The sequence below is a fragment of the Modestobacter sp. VKM Ac-2984 genome, from assembly GCF_026967985.1.
Lineage (GTDB): Bacteria > Actinomycetota > Actinomycetes > Mycobacteriales > Geodermatophilaceae > Modestobacter.
The window spans coordinates 503,329-518,562 of sequence record NZ_JAPVBJ010000001.1; the positions used below are offsets into that span (position 1 = coordinate 503,329).

General features: G+C 75.0%; 16 protein-coding genes. 7 read left to right on the forward strand and 9 right to left on the reverse strand.

The annotated features are described in order from the left end of the window. Positions 1–98: 98 nt before the first annotated feature. The 3 genes from O2W16_RS02420 to O2W16_RS02430 are packed head-to-tail and all read left to right on the forward strand — an operon-like array spanning position 99 to position 3,417. Positions 99–1,061: a putative selenate ABC transporter substrate-binding protein gene (locus O2W16_RS02420; RefSeq protein WP_269157203.1), complete on the forward strand. Its 963-nt coding sequence runs from the start codon at positions 99–101 to the stop codon at positions 1,059–1,061. A gap of 53 nt (positions 1,062–1,114) precedes the next feature. Beyond that, positions 1,115–1,804: a phosphonate ABC transporter ATP-binding protein gene (locus O2W16_RS02425; protein ID WP_269157472.1), complete on the forward strand. Its 690-nt coding sequence runs from the start codon at positions 1,115–1,117 to the stop codon at positions 1,802–1,804. Continuing rightward, positions 1,801–3,417 (forward strand): PhnE/PtxC family ABC transporter permease, encoded by a 1,617-nt coding sequence (locus O2W16_RS02430; protein WP_269157204.1) that lies wholly within the window; start codon positions 1,801–1,803, stop codon positions 3,415–3,417. The genes O2W16_RS02425 and O2W16_RS02430 overlap by 4 nt, the downstream gene beginning before the upstream one ends. A gap of 64 nt (positions 3,418–3,481) precedes the next feature. On the opposite strand, the gene O2W16_RS02435 is transcribed toward O2W16_RS02430, so the two are convergent. From O2W16_RS02435 to hrcA, 3 genes are read right to left on the reverse strand one after another with little or no spacing between them, the layout of a single operon-like run. Further along, positions 3,482–4,240, reverse strand: coding sequence for a 16S rRNA (uracil(1498)-N(3))-methyltransferase (locus O2W16_RS02435; protein ID WP_269157205.1), 759 nt, complete (start codon positions 4,238–4,240; stop codon positions 3,482–3,484). Further along, entirely contained in the window at positions 4,237–5,376 is a 1,140-nt protein-coding gene (gene dnaJ, locus O2W16_RS02440; RefSeq protein ID WP_269157206.1) for a molecular chaperone DnaJ, read from the reverse strand. Before dnaJ ends, O2W16_RS02435 begins: the two co-directional genes overlap by 4 nt. A gap of 16 nt (positions 5,377–5,392) precedes the next feature. After that, positions 5,393–6,415, reverse strand: a complete 1,023-nt coding sequence (gene hrcA / locus O2W16_RS02445; protein WP_269157207.1) for a heat-inducible transcriptional repressor HrcA — start codon at positions 6,413–6,415, stop codon at positions 5,393–5,395. Positions 6,416–6,661: 246 nt separating this feature from the next. Here hrcA and O2W16_RS02450 point away from each other — a divergent pair, with 246 nt between their 5' ends. Continuing rightward, entirely contained in the window at positions 6,662–7,027 is a 366-nt protein-coding gene (locus O2W16_RS02450; protein ID WP_442928898.1) for a type II toxin-antitoxin system VapB family antitoxin, read from the forward strand. Positions 7,028–7,031: 4 nt separating this feature from the next. Here O2W16_RS02450 and O2W16_RS02455 read toward each other — a convergent pair whose 3' ends face one another. From O2W16_RS02455 to O2W16_RS02470, 4 genes are read right to left on the reverse strand one after another with little or no spacing between them, the layout of a single operon-like run. Further along, the gene (locus tag O2W16_RS02455; protein WP_269157208.1) at positions 7,032–7,640 is read right to left on the reverse strand and encodes a response regulator transcription factor; all 609 of its coding nucleotides are present in this window, start codon (positions 7,638–7,640) and stop codon (positions 7,032–7,034) included. Then, positions 7,637–8,761, reverse strand: a complete 1,125-nt coding sequence (locus O2W16_RS02460) for a sensor histidine kinase (protein WP_269157209.1) — start codon at positions 8,759–8,761, stop codon at positions 7,637–7,639. Before O2W16_RS02460 ends, O2W16_RS02455 begins: the two co-directional genes overlap by 4 nt. 36 nt (positions 8,762–8,797) lie before the next feature. Beyond that, complete coding sequence (locus tag O2W16_RS02465; protein ID WP_269157210.1) at positions 8,798–9,538, reverse strand: ABC transporter permease; 741 nt, start codon at positions 9,536–9,538, stop codon at positions 8,798–8,800. After that, on the reverse strand, positions 9,535–10,437 hold the full coding sequence (locus tag O2W16_RS02470; protein WP_269157211.1) for an ATP-binding cassette domain-containing protein: 903 nt from the start codon (positions 10,435–10,437) through the stop codon (positions 9,535–9,537). Before O2W16_RS02470 ends, O2W16_RS02465 begins: the two co-directional genes overlap by 4 nt. A 105-nt stretch (positions 10,438–10,542) precedes the next feature. On the opposite strand from O2W16_RS02470, the gene recQ reads away from it, so the two are divergent. Next, positions 10,543–12,396 (forward strand): DNA helicase RecQ, encoded by a 1,854-nt coding sequence (gene recQ, locus O2W16_RS02475; RefSeq protein ID WP_269157212.1) that lies wholly within the window; start codon positions 10,543–10,545, stop codon positions 12,394–12,396. A gap of 72 nt (positions 12,397–12,468) precedes the next feature. Here recQ and hemW read toward each other — a convergent pair whose 3' ends face one another. Continuing rightward, the gene (hemW, locus tag O2W16_RS02480) at positions 12,469–13,701 is read right to left on the reverse strand and encodes a radical SAM family heme chaperone HemW (RefSeq protein WP_269157213.1); all 1,233 of its coding nucleotides are present in this window, start codon (positions 13,699–13,701) and stop codon (positions 12,469–12,471) included. Between the two features lie 39 nt (positions 13,702–13,740). Here hemW and O2W16_RS02485 point away from each other — a divergent pair, with 39 nt between their 5' ends. Further along, on the forward strand, positions 13,741–14,526 hold the full coding sequence (locus tag O2W16_RS02485; RefSeq protein ID WP_269157214.1) for an enoyl-CoA hydratase-related protein: 786 nt from the start codon (positions 13,741–13,743) through the stop codon (positions 14,524–14,526). Between the two features lie 98 nt (positions 14,527–14,624). Further along, the gene (locus O2W16_RS02490; protein WP_269157215.1) at positions 14,625–14,786 is read left to right on the forward strand and encodes a hypothetical protein; all 162 of its coding nucleotides are present in this window, start codon (positions 14,625–14,627) and stop codon (positions 14,784–14,786) included. Between the two features lie 24 nt (positions 14,787–14,810). Here the strand turns inward: O2W16_RS02490 and O2W16_RS02495 are convergent, their stop codons facing one another. Next, the gene (locus O2W16_RS02495) at positions 14,811–15,185 is read right to left on the reverse strand and encodes a PH domain-containing protein (protein ID WP_036336656.1); all 375 of its coding nucleotides are present in this window, start codon (positions 15,183–15,185) and stop codon (positions 14,811–14,813) included. Between the last annotated feature and the right edge of the window lie 49 nt (positions 15,186–15,234).

The window sequence follows — 15,234 nt, forward strand, 5'->3', positions numbered from 1 at the left end:
GCCGTGCAGGACGGGGTGGGCGACGATGGGCGAGTCCGCCTCGTCCCTCTTCCCTGGAGGTCTCCCGTGTCCGCACCCCAGCCCCACCCGAGGACGTAGTGAGCAGCCGTCGTGCCGTCCGGTCGGGTGGCTTCGGAGAACACGCACTGAGCAGGCGCAGCCTCCTCGCCGGGAGCGCCGCGGTCCTCGCCGCCGGGCTCGCCGCCTGCGGCCGCACCTCCCCCGTGTCGTCGTCCGGGGGCCCGGCCGGCTCGTCGTCCGGCTCGCCGGGCTCGCTGACCATCGGCGCGATCCCCGACCAGGACCCCGAGGTCCTGCAACGGCTGTACGGCACGCTCGCCGACTCGATGTCGGAGGCGCTGGACCTCGACGTCCGCTACCAGCCGGTCACCGACTACGGCGCCGCCGTCTCCCTCTTCCGCACCGGCGACCTCGACCTGGTCTGGTTCGGCGGGCTCACCGGCGTGCAGGCACGGCTGCAGACCCCCGGCGCCGAGCCGATCGCCCAGCGCGACATCGACGAGTCGTTCCACTCGGTCTTCATCGTCAACCCCGCCACCGGGCTCACCCCGGCCGACGACCTCACCCCGCTGGCCGACCTGCGGTTCACCTACGGCAGCGAGACGTCGACGTCCGGCCGGCTGATGCCCGCCTACTTCCTCACCGAGCAGGGCGTGGACCCGCAGGGCTTCCCCGGCGGCCCCGGGTTCTCCGGCTCGCACGACGCGACGATCTCGCTGGTCTCCTCCGGCAGCTACCAGGCCGGGGTGCTCAACGAGCAGGTGTGGCGGTCCCGCGTCGAGGACGGCACCGTCGACCCCGCCGCGGTGGTCCAGTACGCCCGCACCCCGGAGTACCACGACTACCACTGGCTGCTCAGCCCAGAGGCGGTCGAGCGGCTGGGTGCGGATCTGCCCGACCGGCTGCTGGAGTACTTCACCGGCCTGCCCGCCGGGGACGAGGTGCTGGAGCTCTTCGGCGCCGGGTCGTTCATCCCGACCGAGGCGGCGAACTACACCCAGATCGAGGCGATCGGCCGCGACCTGGGGCTGATCAGCTGACCGCCGTCCTCCGGCTGGACGGCGTCGAGGTCCGCTACGGCACCACCCGCGCCCTGGCCGGCGTCGACCTCACCGTCGACGCCGGCCAGCGGGTGGCCCTGGTCGGCCCCTCGGGAGCGGGCAAGTCGACGCTGCTCGGGCTGGTCAACGGCTCGGTGCCGCCCACCGCCGGCACCGTCGAGGTGCTCGGGACCGACCCGACGGCGCTGCGCGGCCGGGCCCAGCGGGAGCTGCGTGCCCGGGTCGGCACCGTCCACCAGCACCTGGAGCTCGTCGGGCAGCTGCGGGTGGTGCACAACGTCAACGCCGGGCGGCTGTCCAGCTGGCCGGCCTGGCGGGCGGCGTGGTCGCTGGTGCGCCCGCAGGGCGTGCCCGAGGTGCTCGCCGCACTGGAGGGGGTCGGGCTGGCCGACCGGGTGTTCGAGCGCACCGAGCGGCTCTCCGGCGGCCAGCGGCAACGGGTCGCGCTCGCCCGGCTGCTGGTGCAGCAGCCCGAGTTGGTGCTCGCCGACGAACCGGCCTCGGCGCTGGACCCGGTGCTGGCCGAGCGTGCCCTCGCCCTGCTCGCCGGGCTGGCCGCCGACCGGGGTGGCGCGCTCGTCGCCTCGCTGCACGACCCGGCGCTGGCGCTGCGGCACTGCACCCGGGTGGTCGGCCTGGTCGAGGGCCGTGTGGTGCTCGACGCCCCGGCGGCCGCGCTCACGGTCGGGGACCTCGCCGACTTCTACGGCGCCCCGCGGTGACCGCCGTCCTGGACCGGCCGCAGGCGCCGCCACGGCTGCAGCGGGTGCGGACCCGCTGGGCGTGGGGGCTGGGGGCGCTCGCCGTCCTCGGCTGGTCGCTGGCCGGGGCCGGGGCGTTCGCCGGCGACGTCGTCAACCCGGCCGGCGCCGGGCAGTTCGGCCGGTTCGCCTCCGCCGCCCTCTCCCCCGCCCTGGACGGCGAGTTCCTGCGGGTGCTCACCGACTCGGTGCTGGTCACCGTCGCCTACGCCACCCTCGGGGCGGCGCTGGCCGTGCTGCTGGGCGCGGTCGGCGCGGTGGCGGTCGCCCGGACCACCTGGGGACGACGCCGGCTGGGCTGGACGCTGTCCCGCGGGGCGCTCGCCGTCCCCCGCGGGCTGCACGAGGCGGTGTGGGGGCTGCTGCTGGTCAACCTGCTCGGCCTGGACCCCTGGGTCGGGGTGCTGGCGATCGGCGTCCCCTACGGCGCGGTGACCGCGAAGGTCTTCGCCGACCTGCTCGACGAGGTGCCCCGCGGCGGCTACGAGGCGCTGCTGGCCGGCGGGGTGGGGCGGGTGCCGGCCGCGCTGTACGGGCTGCTGCCGCCGGCGTCCGGCGGGCTGCTGTCGTACTCCTTCTACCGGCTGGAGTGCGCGGTGCGCTCGGCCGTGGTGCTCGGGCTGATCGGCGCCGGTGGGCTGGGCTACCAGCTGCTGCTGTCGTTCAGCTCGCTGCGCTGGGAGCAGGTGTGGTCCTGCGTGTACGCCCTGGCGCTGCTGTGCCTGCTCGCCGACGTCGGCGGGCGCGCGGTGCGCCGGCGGGTGGCCGCACCGCGCTCCTCCGGGGACCGGCTGCGCCGCGACCCGGCGCTGACCACCGCGGTGCTGGGCACGCTGGCCGCGGTCGCCTGGTCGTGGTGGTACCTGGCGATCTCCCCGGCCACCTTGGTCGCCGACCGCACCGGCGAACAGCTCCGCTACGTGCTGACGGCCGCCTGGCCTCCGGACGTCGACGCGCCCCTGCTCTCCGCGGTCGCCGTCGCGGCGGTCGACACGGTGCAGATGTCGGTGATCGCGATCGCCGTCGCCACCGCCGGGGCGGTGCTGCTGGCCGGGGTGGCCGCTCGCCCGGCCCGGGCGTCCGCCGGACGTCGACTGGCCGGGACCGTCGTCCGACTCGCCCTGCTGCTGCTGCGGGCCGTGCCGCCGCCGGTGTGGGCGCTGGTGCTGCTGTTCGTGCTGCTGCCCGGGATCCTGCCCGGCGCGCTGGCGCTGGGCGTCTACACCCTCGGGGTGCTGGGGCGGCTGGCCGCGGAGGCGACCGAGGAGCTGGACCCGCGGCCACGGGCGGCGCTGACCGCGCTGGGCGCCGGGCCCGTGGGCGGCTGGCTGTACGCGGTGCTGCCGGCGGCGACCGGGCCGGTGCTGGCGTTCGCGTTGTACCGGTGGGAGGTCGCGATCCGGGACACCGTGCTGGTCGGGCTGCTCGGCGCCGGCGGGCTCGGTGCGCTGCTCGCCTCCCGGGTGGCCGCCTTCGACTGGGGCGCGGTGACCACCGTGCTGGTGGCGCTGGTGCTGCTGACCGCCGCGGTCGACCTGGTCAGCGCCCGCGCGCGGGCCGCCCTCAGGAGTTGATCACCGGCGTTCGGCTGCCCGAATCGGCGTGGCGCGCAGCCGTTCGCCGATGATCAACGCGCGGCTACCGCCAGCGGGTGCGAACGCTGAGTGCGGCGAGCGCGGCGGCGCCGGCGGTCGACGTCCGGAGCACCTCAGGGCCCAGCCGCACCGAGTGCGCGCCGGCAGCCCGGAAGGCGACCACCTCGCCGTCGGTGAGCCCGCCCTCGGGGCCGACGATGACGGCGATCGTCCCGGTCGTCGGCACCTCGACCTGCGCGAACGGCTGGCGGGCCTGCTCGTGCAGCACCAGCGCCAGGTCGACGTCGGCGAGCATCCCGCAGACCTGCCGGGTGCTCATCGGCTCGGTCACCTCGGGCACCCTCGGACGGCGGGCCTGCTTGGTCGCGGCCCGGGCGGCCGAGCGCCACTTGGCCAGGCCCTTGTCGACCCGGTCCTCCCGCCACCGGGTGACGCAGTGGGCCGCCGTCCACGGCACGATCCGGTCGACGCCCAGCTCGGTGGCCAGGTCGACGGCGAGCGGGCCGCGGTCGCCCTTGGGCAGCGCCTGCACCAGCACGAACTCCGGCTGCGGCGCGGGGACGTCGTGCCGGGCGAGCACCTGGACGCGCAGCGCCGACCCCTCGGCCGCGAGCACGGAGCCCTCGACCAGCAGCCCCTGCCCGTCGCTCACCCGGACCCGCTCACCGACCCCGAGCCGCAGCACGTCGACGGCGTGCCGGCCCTCGGCGCCGTCCACGGTGAGGACGTCGCCGTCCGGCACCTGGTCGAGCAGGAAGAGCGGGGCACCGTCGGCGGAGAGCGCGTCCGGGGCCTGGCTCATCGGCCGTTGAACGCGTCGCGCACCCGGGTGAAGAGACCGCCGTGGTTGGCGCTGTTGCCGTCGGTGAGGTCCTCCCCGCGCAGCCCGGCCAGCTCGCGCAGCAGCTCGGACTGGCGGCCGTCGATCCGGGTGGGCGTCTGCACGTCCAGGTGCACGAGCAGGTTGCCCCGGCCGGTGCCGCGCAGCCGCGGTGCGCCGTGGGCGCGCAGGGTGAGCACGCTGCCGGACTGGGTGCCGGCCTTGATCGTGAGGTCCTCGACGCCGTCGAGGGTCTCCAGCTTCAGCGTGGTGCCCAGCGCCGCTGCGGTCATCGGCAGCGTGACCCGGCAGTGCAGGTCCTCGCCGTCGCGGGTGAAGACGTCGTGCGGGCGCTCGCGGACCTCGACGTAGAGGTCGCCGGCCGGGCCGCCACCGGGACCGACCTCGCCGTAGCCGGCCAGCCGGATCCGCATGCCGTCCTCGACGCCGGCCGGGACCTTCACCGGGATGGTGCGGCGGGAGCGCACCCGGCCGTCACCGGCGCACTTCGGGCACGGGTTGGGGATGACCTGGCCGGTGGCCTGGCAGGTGGGGCACGGGCGGCTGGCGATGACCTGACCGAGGAAGGAGCGCTGCACGCTCTGCACCTCGCCGCGGCCGTTGCAGGTGGAGCAGGTCTCCGGGTGGGTGCCGGGAGCGGTGCCGGCACCGGTGCAGACGTCGCAGAGCACGGCGGTGTCGACGGTGACCTCCGTCGTCGTGCCGAACACGGTCTCGTCCAGGTCCAGCTCGACCCGGATCAGCGCGTCCTCGCCCTCCCGGGTGCGGCCGCGTGGGCCGCGTCCGCCGCCCGCACCGCCGAAGAAGGCGTCCATGATGTCGCCGAGGCCGCCGAAGCCGGCGGCGTTGCCGAACGGGCTGCCGCCGCGGCCACCGCCGGTCTCGTAGGGGTCACCGCCGAGGTCGATGATCCGACGCTTCTCCGGGTCGGTCAGCGCCTCGTAGGCCCGGCTGACCTCGCCGAACCTCTCCTTCGCGCCCGGGTCGGGGTTGACGTCGGGGTGCAGGTCGCGCGCCATCTTGCGGTAGGCGCGCTTGATCTCGGTGTCACTGGCCCCGCGGGCAAGGCCCAGCACGCCGTAGTAGTCGGTTGCCATGAAGCGTTCTCAGTCCTCAGCTCTCGGCCAGCAGATGGCCGACGTAGCGGGCCACGGCTCGTACCGCGGCGATGTTCCCTGCGTAGTCCATGCGAGTGGGGCCGACGACACCCAGGCCACCGAGCGCCTGGTCGCCGGACCCGTAGCCCACGGAGACGAACGACGCGGCGGTCAGTGCCTCGTGCTCGTTCTCCTCACCGATGCTCACGGTCACCGTGCTGGGCCCCACCTCGGCCATCAACCGCAGGACGACCACCTGTTCTTCCAGCGCCTCCAGCAACGGCCGGAAGGTGCCGGGGAAGTCCAGGGCGCTGCCCTGCGCGAGGTTGGCCGTCCCGCCGATGACCAGCCGGTCCTCCGAGGGCTCGACCAGGGTCTCCAGCATGGTGGCGCTGACCGCGGCGACGAGCGGGCGGAGGTGCGGGGCGGAGTTGTCGACCAGGTCACCGACCTTGTCGCTGGCCTCCCCCAGCTTCGCCCCGGTGAAGGCGGTGTTGAGCAGCGTGCGCAGCTCGGCGACCGTCTCGGCCTCGGTGTCGACCGGCACCTCCACCACGCGCTGCTCGACCCGGCCGGTGTCGGTGATCAGCACCATCAGCAGCCGGGACGTCGACAGCGGCACCAGCTCCAGGTGCCGGACGGCGCTGCGCGACAGCGTCGGGTACTGGACGACGGCGACCTGGCGGGTCAGCTGGGCCAGCAGCCGGACGCTGCGGCCCAGCACGTCGTGCAGGTCGACGGCGCCGTCGAGGAACTTCTCGATCGCCTTGCGCTCGGCGGCCGACAGCGGCTTGATCGCACTCAGCCGGTCGACGAAGAAGCGGTAGCCCTTGTCGGTGGGCACCCGGCCGGCACTGGTGTGCGGCTGGGTGATGTACCCCTCCTCCTCCAGCACCGCCATGTCGTTGCGGATCGTGGCTGGGCTCACCCCGAGGTCGTAGCGGGCGGCCAGGGCCTTGCTCCCCACCGGGTCGTTGGTGGAGACGTAGTCCTGGACGATCGCCCGCAGCACCCGCAGGCGCCGGTCGTCGTGCGCCACGGCTGACACCTCCCGTACCGGATCGACGTGGTCCGCGGTGGCTGCCCGGGCAGGTGCCTGGCACTCGCGTGGACCGAGTGCCAGCATACGACCGGCCGGCCAGGGCGTCCTCCGGCTCGCAGTGCCGCACCGCCGGATGGGATCGATCCCGGCCGCGGAGCGTCGGCGACGGCCTCGCGACGCCACTAGTGTGGGCGGGGTCGACGGACCCCACCGGGGGGCCGGGGAGCGGGAGGCTCAGCCCTGATCTTCAAGGCGGTGCGTGATGGACGCCCCTACCCCGACCACGGCTTCTCCACCCGCGACTGGGCGATGATCCCGCCCCGGCAGATCCGGATGGACACCCTCGTCACGACCAAGCGCGAGCTGGCCCTGGACACCCTGCTCGCCGACGACTCGACCTTCTACGGCGACCTGTTCCCGCACGCGGTGCAGTGGCAGGGCGAGACGTACCTGGAGGACGGCCTGCACCGCGCCCTGCGCGCGGCCCTGCAGCAGCGCAACGTCATCCACGTCCGGGTGCTCGACCTCGACTCGTTGATGCCGGCCCAGACCCCGGCCGAACGGCCCGCAGCGGACACCACCCCGGCCGACGCCGGCCAGGCGCGCTGACGGTTCACAGCCAGCCCTTCTCCTCCGCGACCCGCGCCGCCTCCACCCGGGTGCGGGCCCCGGTCTTGCCGATCGCCGAGGACAGGTAGTTCCGCACCGTCCCCTCGGACAGGAACAGCCGCCCGGCGATGTCGGCGACCGTCGCCCCGTCGGCCGCCGCCCGGAGCACGTCGGCCTCGCGGCCGGACAACGGTGTCGCGCCGATCGCCAGCGCCGCGGCGGCCAGGTCCCGGTCGATCACCCGCTCCCCCGCCATCACCGCCCGGATGCCCCGGGCCAGCTCGGCCACCGGTGAGTCCTTGACGAGGAAGCCGGCGGCGCCGACCTCCATCGCCCGGCGCAGGAACCCGGGCCGGCCGAACGTGGTGAGGACGACGGCGCGCACCTCCGGCAGCGCGGCAGCCAGCTCCCGGGCGGCCTCGATCCCGTCCTGCCCCGGCATCTCGATGTCCAGCAGCGCGACGTCCGGGCGGCAGGCGCGGGCGGCGTCGAGCACCTCGTCACCGCGCCCGACCTCGGCCACCACCTCGATGTCCTCCTCGAGGTCGAGCAGCGCCCGCAGCGCGCCCCGCACCAGCGCCTGGTCCTCGGCCAGCAGCACCCGGATCGTCACGCGGGCACCGTCGCCGTGCTCACCGAGACCGGGAGCAGCGGCACGGTGGCCCTCAGTCGGTACCCACCGCCGTCCACCGGGCCGGCCGTCAGCTCACCGCCCAGCGCACCGACCCGCTCGCGCAGCCCGGCCAGCCCCGACCCCGGCGAGGTCCCCAGCACGGTGACCGGGTCCTCCGCGCCACGACCGTCGTCGGTCACCGTCAGCACCGCCCGCACCCCGTCCTCGATCAGGCCGATCGTCACCGCGCCGGCCCGGCTGTGCCGCAGCACGTTGGTCGTCGCCTCGCGCACCACCCAGCCGAGCGCAGCGTCGACCGTGCCCGGCAGCGCCGGCACCCGGTCGGGCAGCCGGACGTCGATCCCGGCCCCGCTCAGCGCGGATCGGGCCTCCGCGAGCGCCTGGGCGCAGGTGACCTGCCGGTAGCCGCTGACGGCGTCCCGCACCTCGGCCAGCGCCCCGCGGGCCGCCGCCTCGACGTCGGCCATCTCCGCCTCCGCGCGGGCCGGGTCGGCCTCGGCCAGCCGGCGGGCGAGCTCGCTCTTGAGCGCGATCAGCGACAGCGAGTGGCCGAGCAGGTCGTGCAGGTCGCGGGCGAAGCGCAGCCGCTCCTCGGTGACGGCGGTGCGGGCCAGCTCCTCGCGGGCCTCCTGCAGCTCGCGGTTCACGGTGATCAGGTAGCCGGTGCCCCGGATCCCGAAGGCGGTGAGCAGGCAGATGGGCGACAGGAACAGCAGGCCGGGGTCCCGCGAGACAAGGGGCACCGCCAGGCACACCAGCGCCGCGCCGATCACGGCCGGCCACACCCAGCGCCCGGGCAGCGTGGCTGCGGCGGCTGCCGACACGTAGATCATCAGCCCGGCGAAGGCCGGCCCGAACCCGACCGCCAGCGCGACGGCCAGCACCGCGGTCACCGCGAACTCCGGCCGCAGCGCCCGCGGCCGGCCGAGCTGACCCATCACCCGCAGGTAGACCACGGTGAAGACGAGCAGCCCGATCGCGCCGACCCAGCGCGCCGCCGTCGGGCGGTCGGTGGTGACGAGGTCGGCGATCGGGAAGACCTGGAACAGCAGCCAGGGCACCGCCCAGATCGCCTGCCCCCACCAGTTCGTCCGGTCCACGAGACGGACGCTAGCGCTCGGCTGCCCGGTCACGGGTCAGCCCGCCACCGCGTGCAGCGGGCGCCGCCGGGCCACCACCAGCGCGGCGGCGGCGAAGACGACGCCGTAGCCGGCCAGCACGAGCACCGGCGTGCCGGTGAACGTGCCGGCCGCCACGTCCCGGCCCAGCTCGGCGAACCAGTAGGACGGCAGCGCGCGGGCCAGGGCCACCATCCCGCCGGGGAACATCTCCACCGGGAACCACAGGCCACCGAGCGCGGCCAGCACCGTGCCGAGGATCCCGATCGCCGCACCCGCGGCCTGGGCGTCCAGCGCCAGCCCCACGGCCACGCCGAGGGCGACGAAGACCAGCGACCCGACCCACAGCGACCCGACCAGCGCCACCCAGGTGCCCAGGCCGAACTCGACGCCGTTGACGAACCGCCCGACCAGCGCGACGACGACCAGGCTGGGCAGCACCAGCAGCGCCCCGACGGCCACGTCGACGGCGAACACCGACCCGGCGGGCACGGGCGTCACGCGCAGCTGCCGCAGCCAGCCGGAGGAGCGGTCGAAGGCGATCCGGATCGTCGCGCCGAGCGCCGCCCCGATCGCCCCGTAGGCCATCATCGAGACCAGGACGGCGCCGGCCAGGTCCTGGAACTCACCGGCCGGCGCCTGCCCGCCGATGACCTGGGTGAAGAAGATCGTGAACAGCGCCGGCAGCAGCACCGTGAAGAACAGGTACTGCTTGTTGCGCCCCACCCGGCGGAGCTGGAAGAGGAAGAGGTCGGTCATCGCAAGACTCCGTCCGCGGTGCTCGTGAGGTGCAGGAAGGCCTGTTCGAGGCTGGCGCCGCGCACCTCGAGGTCGGGCAGTGCGGTGCGGCCGGCGAGCAGCGCGCGCAGGGTGGCTTCGGCGTCGGAGGTGGCCAGCTCGACCCAGTCGCCGCCCCCGCTCGTGCCGGTGACGCCGGGCAGCCCCGACAGGCCGTCGCGCGGCCCGGGGCAGCGGAACCGGACGGTGCGCCCGCCGATGCGTGCCTTGATCGCCGCCGCCGTCCCGTCGGCGACGACCCGCCCACCGGCGACGACCACGACCCGGTCGGCGACGGCGTCGGCCTCGTCGAGGTGGTGGGTGGCGAAGACGACGGTGTGCCCGCGCCCGGCCAGGTCGCGCATCGTGGCCCAGAAGGCCTGCCGCCCCTCGACGTCCATCGCCGAGGTCGGCTCGTCCAGCAGCAGCAGCGGGGGCGCCCCGGCCAGGGCCAGGGCGAGCAGCACCCGCTGGCGCTGACCGCCGGACAGCGCGTCGACCGAGCGGTCGAGCAGGCCGCCGATGCCGGCCGTGGCGGCCAGGTCCGCCAGCGGCCACGGGTCCTCGTAGCGACCGCGCACCAGCGCCAGCACCTCGCCGACGCGGGCCTCGCTGGGCAGGCCGCCGTGCTGCAGCATCGCGCCGACGCCGCCGGCCTCCAGCGCCGCCACCGGCTCGCGCCCGAGCAGCCGGACCGTGCCGGCGGCCGGGCGGAACAGGCCGAGCGCGGCGTTGACGACGGAGGACTTCCCGGCCCCGTTCGCGCCGAGCAGGGCGACGGTCTCCCCGCGGGGGACGGCCAGGGTCAGGTCGTGCACAGCGGTGACGTCGCCGTACCGGACGGTCAGTCCGCGGACGTCGAGGGCGGGGGTCTCGGGCATGACACGAGCCTGGCGGTCACCGGGGGTCCGGCGGCAGTGTGAGACGTCGTCCACACCTCGTGACGGATGTCAGACCACCGGCCCCGACCCGCCTACCCTCGCCTGGTGGACGTGATCGAGGACCCCGCGCTCCAGGACCCCGCGATCCAGGACCCGGCCCTCGAGGTGCTCGGCCGGGTGTTCGGCTACGACGCCTTCCGCGGACCGCAGCGCGAGGTCGTCGACCACGTCGTCGCCGGTGGTGACGCGCTGGTGCTCATGCCCACCGGTGGCGGCAAGTCGTTGTGCTACCAGGTGCCGGCCCTGCTGCGGGACGGCGTCGGGGTCGTGATCTCGCCGCTGATCGCGCTCATGCAGGACCAGGTCGACACGCTGCGCACCCTCGGCGTCCGCGCCGGGTTCCTCAACTCCAGCCAGGACCGCGCCGAACGCCGGGCCGTCGAGGAGGCCTTCCTCGCCGAGGAGCTCGACCTGCTCTACGTGGCCCCGGAGTCCCTCGGCGGGGGCGCCTCCCCCACCGCCCGCCTGCTCGAGCGCGGCCGGATCGCCCTGTTCGCCATCGACGAGGCGCACTGCGTTGCGCAGTGGGGGCACGACTTCCGGCCCGACTACCTCGCGCTGTCGATGCTGCACGAGCGCTGGCCCGACGTCCCCCGGATCGCCCTGACGGCGACGGCCACCCGCGCCACGCACACCGAGATCAGCACCCGGCTGCAGCTGGACGACGCGCTCCACGTGGTCGCCGGGTTCGACCGGCCGAACATCCAGTACCGGATCGCGCCGAAGAACGAGCCACGCAAGCAGCTGCTGGACCTGCTGCGCACCGAGCACCCCGGGGACGCCGGGATCGTCTACTGCCTGTCCCGGGCCTCGGTGGAGAAGACCGCGGAGTTCCTGGTCGGCCAGGGCATCGCGGCCCTGCCGTACCACGCGGGGCTGGACCAGCGGACCCGCGCGACGCACCAGTCCCGCTTCCTCCGCGAGGACGGCCTGGTGATGGTGGCGACCATCGCGTTCGGCATGGGCATCGACAAGCCCGACGTCCGGTTCGTCGCCCACCTCGACCTGCCCAAGTCGGTGGAGGGCTATTACCAGGAGACCGGCCGCGCCGGCCGTGACGGACTCCCGTCGACCGCGTGGCTGGCCTACGGGCTCGCCGACGTCGTGCAGCAGCGCAAGATGATCGACTCCTCCGAGGGCGATGCCGCGCACCGCCGGGTGCTGTCGGCGCAGCTCGACGCGATGCTGGCGCTCTGCGAGACCGTCGAGTGCCGGCGGGTGCGGCTGCTGGCCCACTTCGGCCAGGAGAGCTCACCGTGCGGGAACTGCGACACCTGCCTGAACCCGCCGGAGTCCTGGGACGCCACCGTCCCGGCGCAGATGCTGCTGTCCACGGTCCTGCGGCTGCAGCGCGAGCGCGGGCAGTCCTTCGGCGCGGGCCAGTCGATCGACATCCTGCTGGGCAGGCGCACCGACAAGGTCGCTCAGCACAGCCACGACGAGCTGACCGTCTTCGGCATCGGCACCGACCTCACCGAGGGCCAGTGGCGCGGCGTCGTCCGCCAGCTGCTGGCCCAGGGGCTGCTCGCCGTGCAGGGCGAGTACGGCACGTTGGCGCTCAACGAGGCGAGCGGGCCGGTGCTGCGCCGGGAGCGCGAGGTGCTGATGCGCCGCGAGCCCGACCGTCCGGTGCGGGCCGCCCGGGCCCGTGGGGGCAAGGCCGCCGCGCCGGAGCTGCCCGCGTCGGCCGCCGGCGCCTTCGAGCGGCTGCGGGCCTGGCGGGCCGTCACCGCGAAGGAGCAGGGCGTGCCCGCCTACGTGGTCTTCCACGACGCGACGCTGCGGCAGATCGCCACCGAGGAGCCGGCGACCCTGGCCGCCCTGGGCACGATCGGCGGCGTCGGCGCCACGAAGCTGGAGAAGTTCGGCGACCAGGTCCTGGCCGCGCTGCACGGCTGACACCCCGTCCTCCGGCCCCGCTGCAGGGGCCCACCGCGAGCTTGCGAGCGGTGGGGGCAGCGGGGCCCTTCTTCAGTCGGTGAGGTCGCGGACGACGGCGTCGGCGAGCAGCCGGCCCCGGTCGGTGAGGACGGCGAGCCCGGCCTCGTGCGGCCCGGCCGCCAGCAGCCCTCGGACGCATGCCTCCGCGGCCCGCGCCTGCCCGGCCGGCGACAGGGCGGCCAGCGGCAGCCCGTCGCGCAGCCGCAGCCCCAGCATCACCCGCTCCAGCGCCTGGTCCTCCGCCGTCAGCAGCTCGGTGTCGGCGGCCGGGTGCAGGCCGGCGGCGAGCCGGTCGGCGTAGGCGGCCGGGTGCTTGACGTTCCACCAGCGCAGCCCGCCGACGTGCGAGTGCGCGCCCGGCCCGATGCCCCACCAGTTCGCGTTGGCCCAGTACAGCTCGTTGTGCCGGCAGCGGGCCGCCCGGTCGCGGGCCCAGTTCGACACCTCGTACCAGCCCAGCCCGGCGCCGCCGAACGCCCGGTCGGCCTGCTCGTAGCGGTCGGCGAGCACGTCGTCGTCGGGCATCGGGAGCTCGCCGCGAGCGACCCGCCGGGCCAGCCGGGTGCCCTGCTCGACGATCAGCGCATAGGCGCTGACGTGGTCGACCGGAGCGGCCAGGACGGCGTCGAGCGAGGCCTGCCAGTCGGCGTCGGTCTCTCCCGGCGCGCCGTAGATCAGGTCCAGGTTGACGTGCTCGAACCCGGCGGCGCGGGCCTCGTGCGCGGCCTGCACCGCCCGGCCGGGGGTGTGCCGGCGGTCCAGCACGGCGAGCACGTGCTCGGCGGCGGACTGCATGCCCAGGCTGATCCGGGTGAAGCCGCCGGCCCGCAGGGTGGCCAGCGACTCCGGCGTCACCGACTCGGGGTTGGCCTCGGTGGTCACCTCGACGTCGGGGGCCACCGGGAAGAGCTCCCGGACGGCGTCCATGACGGCCACCAGGTCCTGCGCCGGCAGCAGCGTCGGCGTGCCCCCGCCGACGAAGACGGTCTGCACGGTGGGACGGTCCGGTCCCAGCACCTCGGCGGCCAGCCGCAGCTCGGCGATCGCGGTGCCGGCGTACTCGCTGCGGTTGGCGCCGGGGCCCAGCTCGTCGGAGGTGTAGGTGTTGAAGTCGCAGTAGCCGCAGCGGGTCGCGCAGAACGGCACGTGCACGTAGAGCCCGAACGGCGTCGTCGGCAGCCCTTCGCGGGCCGACGCCGGGAGCATCGAGGGGTCCGCGGGCAGCGCCGGGGTCTGGCCGAGGAGAGGGAGGGTGGCAGTCATCGCTGCACCCAGTGTGACCGCCCCCGGCAAGATGGCGGCGTGACCTCCGCGACCAATGACGACCGCGTGCTCTCCGTCGAGGTGTCCGCCGGCGTGGCCCGACTGACCCTCGACTCCCCCGCCAACCGCAACGCCCTCTCCCGCGCGATGCGCGCCCAGCTCCGCGCCGCCCTCACCGAGGCCTTCGCCGACGACGCCGTGCGGGTGGTGGTCCTGGACCACACCGGCCGGGTGTTCTGCTCCGGCATGGACCTCGCCGAGGCCACCGGCGGCGCCGCCGCCGACCAGGGCGTCAACGAGTTCCCCGAGCTGCTGCAGCTGATCTGGCACGCACCCAAGCCGGTGCTCGCCGCCGTCCGCGGCCCGGCGCGCGCGGGCGGCGTGGGGCTGGCCGCCGCCTGTGACGTGGTGGTGGCCGGTGCCGGCGCCACGTTCGCGTTCACCGAGGTGCGGATCGGCCTCGTCCCGGCGGTGATCTCCGCGGTGTGCCGGCCGCGGATGCTGCCGAACGTCGTCCACCGGCTGATGCTCACCGGCGAGGTCTTCGACGCCGCGACCGCCGCCGCCGGCGGGCTGGTCGACCTGGCGGTGCCCGACGACGAGGTCGACGCCACCGTCGCCGCCCAGGTCACCGCGCTGGCCGCCGGAGCGCCGACCGCGCTGGCGGAGACCAAGCGGCTGCTGCGGTCGGGCACCGACCTGGCCGGGCAGTTCCCCGGGCTGCTGGAGCTGTCGGCGCGGTTCTTCGCCGGCGAGGAGGGCCAGGAGGGCATCGCCGCCTTCCGGGAGAAGCGCCCCGCCCGCTGGGTGCCGGCCGGCGAGTAGCTCCGCGCACGCTCGTGCTCTGGTGCACCAGTGCAGCCAGAGCACGAGCGTGCCCGACCCCCTTGCCGGGCTCGTGCCCGCGGCCGCACCCTGGGTCCATGACCGAGCAGGTGGACCCCCGGGCGCAGTTCCGCCAGCTCCCGGATCCGGTGCACCCGGACCAGCTCGTCGAGGTCCACGACGCCGATCCCCCGCTGCCGGTGGAGACGCCGGCCCACGCCGACCTGCGGCAGCTGGCCGCCGGCGGCGGCCCGGTCTGAGTCAGCGGCTCGGCGCGTCCGCGCTCAGAGCACGTAGGTGGCGATCATCTGACCGAGCTGGCGGATGTCGGCGTTCCCCCGGAACTCCAGGCGGACCTTGCCCAGCCCGCTGAACCAGAGGTCGAGTTCGGCGTCCAGGTCGAAGGTCCCCGCGGTCTCGATGGAGAAGGCCTGCACCTTGCTGTACGGCAGCGAGGTGAAGTCGCGCTTCTTGCCGGTGATGCCCTGCACGTTGACCGCGATCAGTCGCTTGTCGGTGAAGACGACGAAGTCGCGCACGCCCTTGAAGGACGCGACGAACTGCTCGCCCGCGACGAGCAGCGGCGCAACGGCCGGCGCGATGTCCTTCATGTCGCAGGGACTGAGTTTGAAGACGGAACCGTTCGAGAAGTCGATCACCGCGTCACCGTAGGGAGCCGTCCGGGCGGCGCACGGATCCCACGCCGGG